Source organism: Mycetocola reblochoni REB411, from assembly GCF_900163835.1.
Lineage (GTDB): Bacteria > Actinomycetota > Actinomycetes > Actinomycetales > Microbacteriaceae > Mycetocola_B > Mycetocola_B reblochoni.
Map to the genome: position 1 here is coordinate 1 of NZ_FUKR01000029.1, position 3,501 is coordinate 3,501.

General features: G+C 66.5%; 2 protein-coding genes. Both read right to left on the reverse strand.

Annotation, left to right across the window (positions count from 1 at the left end; translation table 11 throughout):
- Nucleotides 1-66: 66 nt before the first annotated feature.
- The gene (locus FM119_RS04910; protein ID WP_087136572.1) at nucleotides 67-1,590 is read right to left on the reverse strand and encodes an ATP-binding protein; all 1,524 of its coding nucleotides are present in this window, start codon (nucleotides 1,588-1,590) and stop codon (nucleotides 67-69) included.
- 57 nt (nucleotides 1,591-1,647) lie between these two features.
- The gene (locus tag FM119_RS04915; protein WP_087136573.1) at nucleotides 1,648-3,111 is read right to left on the reverse strand and encodes an SCO6880 family protein; all 1,464 of its coding nucleotides are present in this window, start codon (nucleotides 3,109-3,111) and stop codon (nucleotides 1,648-1,650) included.
- Nucleotides 3,112-3,501 lie beyond the last annotated feature (390 nt).

The following is a 3,501-nucleotide window of genomic DNA, read 5'->3' on the forward strand; positions in this document are numbered from 1 at the left end:
GTCTACGACGCAGACAACCCGATCGGAATCTCCACCACTCCACGGGACGTCACCGTCCGTCTACGCTCAAGACAGGTCTCCGGAGCGTCCAGGATCCCTGAATTCCCGGGGTTTCTGGGTCATCCGCTGGGTGGTGTCGAAGGCCCGCAACTCCTCCGGGTGCAACTGATGTTGGACGACGTATGACGATTCTTTGATCCGCCACAGCCCCTGCCCCGTCCCAAGCGACGGGAGGAGTTTCTGTTCGGTGCCGGTGAGGCCGAGGGTCTTCCCGGTGGTCCCGATCTGGTCGGATTCTTGCCGGTAGATGATCCGCGACTCCGCATTCGCGAGCAGGCTGTTGGCGAGGGAGCGCATGGCGGAGCCGTGGTCGCCGACGTTGTCGAGGTCGGTGAGCTTGTGAAAGATGAGCAGGTTCGCGATCCCGTAATGTCGGGCGAGCCGCCAGTGCGCGTCCATCCGCTTCAACAACGCCGGATGCGACATCAGCCGCCACGCCTCGTCATAGACCACCCACCGTTGCCCGCCGTTCGGGTCCAACAGAGCGGATTCCATCCACGCCGACGAGCACGTCATCAGCACGCTGATGAGGGTGGAGTTCTCCACGACGCGGGACAAGTCGAGGGTGATCATCGGCAACGTCGGATCAAACGTCACCGTGGAGGGTCCGTCGAACAGGCCCTGGAGGTCGCCGGAAACGAGGCGACGCAGAGCATGGCCGACCATCCGCCCGTCCTCGGCAAGCCGGTCGTCATCTGTGGGGTCGGGAGTGAGGATGCGGTCGACGACCATCGGCAGAATCGGCACATCGTTACTCGCGACCACGGCCTGGAGGGCGATATCGATGACCGTGTGTTCCAACGGCGACAACGACCGCTCGAGCACGGTCTCGGCGAGGGCGCCGATCAGATCCCGGCGGCGTGACGCGACCGTCGAGGCCCACTCGGCATCGGAGAGCCCTCCAGGCCGGTAACCCTCATCAAGCGGGTTCAACCGGTTGCGTAACCCGTGGCCGAGGACGATTGCCTTCCCGCCCACCGCCTCCGCAACCGCCGTGTGCTCACCCTTCGGATCACCAGGGACATAGACGCGACGCCCGAACGGGATGCTGCGGGTGTAGAGCGACTTGGCGAGGGACGACTTCCCACTGCCGACGATGCCGGCGAGGACGAGGTTGGGGGCAGTGATGATGCCGCGCTGGTAGAGCACCCACGGGTCGTAGACGAAGGATCCGCCGGAGTACATGTCCTGCCCGACGAACACGCCCTGGGAGCCGAGGCCGCCTTCGGCGAGGAACGGGTACGCGCCCTGCAACGCCGCGGAGGTGTCCTGATGCGCGGGCACCCGAAACCCCCGATACGACCGCAATCCCGCGGGACCTGGCTCGCCGCTCCGGGGGAGGTAGTTCGTCGAGCGTGCCTCGGCTCGTTCCGCGGCGAGCTTCGCCTTCTCAGCGGCGCGTTGCTCGGCGTTCTCCCGGGCGATGACTTGCCGGGCGGCACGTTCCCGGGTCTTGCGGTTCTTCCGACCTGTGCCGTCTTCGACGAGAACGGTGGAGTAGAGCTTCTTCGGGCTGGTGTGCAGTCCCATGAAATGGTGGCCTTCCGGCGGAGTGTGCAGTGACACCGGTCAGGTACGCCTCATGTCTCAGATGCCTCGGCAGAGCGGCAGCGCTGCCGCGACGAACGCCTGTGCCTGCTGCCCGACCAGGCGACGGGTTTCGCACGACGCTTGGATCGCTGCCTGCTCTATCGCCGACACTGCAGCTTCCAGCTCATCGGCGGTAGACGCGGAGATGGCGAGGAGTCCGGTGTAGCGGAGGACGCCGTGTCCGCTGGTGAGGTCGGCTTCCTGTTGGAGGACGTCTTGGTATTCGGCGGACTGCTGGGCGTCTTCGATCTGCCCGACCTTCTGCCGCTGCGCCGCATCACTGATGTATTCGGTCTTCTTCTTCCGAATATCCCGTGCTGCCTGATCGGAGCGGATCGGGTCACACAGCAGCGTGAACGCCCGCCGGATCCCGCTGGAGAGGAGTACGGGTGCGAGGAACCCTGGGTAGACGAGTGAGCGCGGCCACTCACTGATCCACAACACCGCATGATGCGCGGAGTCGGAGCGCAGCTGGTCCCAGGTCTCTTCGACCGCGACCGGGCCTGCGGTGGCGAGGTCCTGTCCGATCTCGCCGGATCGTTCCAGGGTCGCGGCTATCGCGGGGTCGTAGGCGGAGCGGAGCACGATGGCGAGCTGCCCTGGCGTGTACCAGTCAGAGGGTTTGAGGTCTGAGGTGCGGAGCGCGGTGGTGAGCGTCTCCATCTCCTGCCGCAACACGACCGCGGCACCTTTGAGGCTGCCGCCGGCGGTGCGGATCGCACGGGACGCAGCGCGCATATCCAAGCTCAGGGAGATGGTCGAGATGTGGCGTTCCCCGGCAGGGCCTGCCCGGTCGATGAGCTCCCGGTACGTCGTCGCGACCCAGGAGTCATCGTCATTGCCGTGCTCAGCCCACCACTGCGCGAGCCCCGACCCGGAGTCGGGGACCGTGCGCTCCAGGACCTGCAGACGGGCGATCCGGGTGGACCGACACGCGGTGGACAGGACACGGCCCCAGGCGTGCACGCGGCGTTCCTGCTCGCCGGGGTCGAGGAGGATGAATGAGGGGTGTGTGACTTCCACCAGCGCCGTCAGGGTCTGCCCGTGCGGGTCATGCACCATCACCGCCCCGCTCTCGGGATCCTCGTACTGACGCAACGGCGCCGCATCTCCAGGCAACGCGAGGGTTCCCGCGGGACGTGGCTTCACAATCCGACGTCGATACCTCGTCTGCTGGAGGGCTTGCCGGAGCACCCAGTGCAGGGTGATCGGGACCCATTCGACGAGCTTCCGCCCACCGACCGGTACCCAGGCGAGGGCAGCGCCGGTGCCCCAGATCGGGGACGTGTACAACGCGGCCGGGCCTCCGGTGTAAAGGGAGGCGATGAACACGGTAACCGCGACGGAGAGGGCGATGACTTGTGGGAGTGAGAGGCCGAGGAGGATCCCGCGTTTGGTGAGGCGGGAGAACTTAACCGCTGACAGTTCGAACTCGGTGCGGGTGGACGCAGTGCTGGCCATAGGGTGCTCCTGAACAGGCGAACGGATCGGGGTCGCCGGTCAGGTACGGACAGCACAGCAGGCGGTGACCCGTGAACCACCCCGGGCTCAGGTCGCTGCTGACCACCAGGGGTGTGCTGTTCACGGGCCACCGCCCGGATGACGGAACATCATCTCCTCTCAGGTGCGGATCGTCTCCAGGTCAGGTCTTCGGCGTCGGCTTCGGCGGCGGAGTCTGCCCGCTGCCACCGTTGTTCGCGGGCGGTGCCTGCGGCTTTGGCGCAGGAGCGCTCGGCGCCGGTGTGGTGGGCTGGGAGTGGTGTATACGTGCCTGGGCCAGCAGCCGTGCTTGGCCGGCGTGACGGAGTCGGGCAGCACGACGCTCACGATGACGGTCGACGGGCCGATCGA

Excerpts from the sequence above, each read along its gene's own strand:
- FM119_RS04910 (WP_087136572.1), bottom strand. The coding sequence starts at position 1,590 with ATGGGACTGCACACCAGCCCGAAGAAGCTCTACTCCACCGTTCTCGTC.
- FM119_RS04915 (WP_087136573.1), bottom strand. The coding sequence starts at position 3,111 with ATGGCCAGCACTGCGTCCACCCGCACCGAGTTCGAACTGTCAGCGGTT.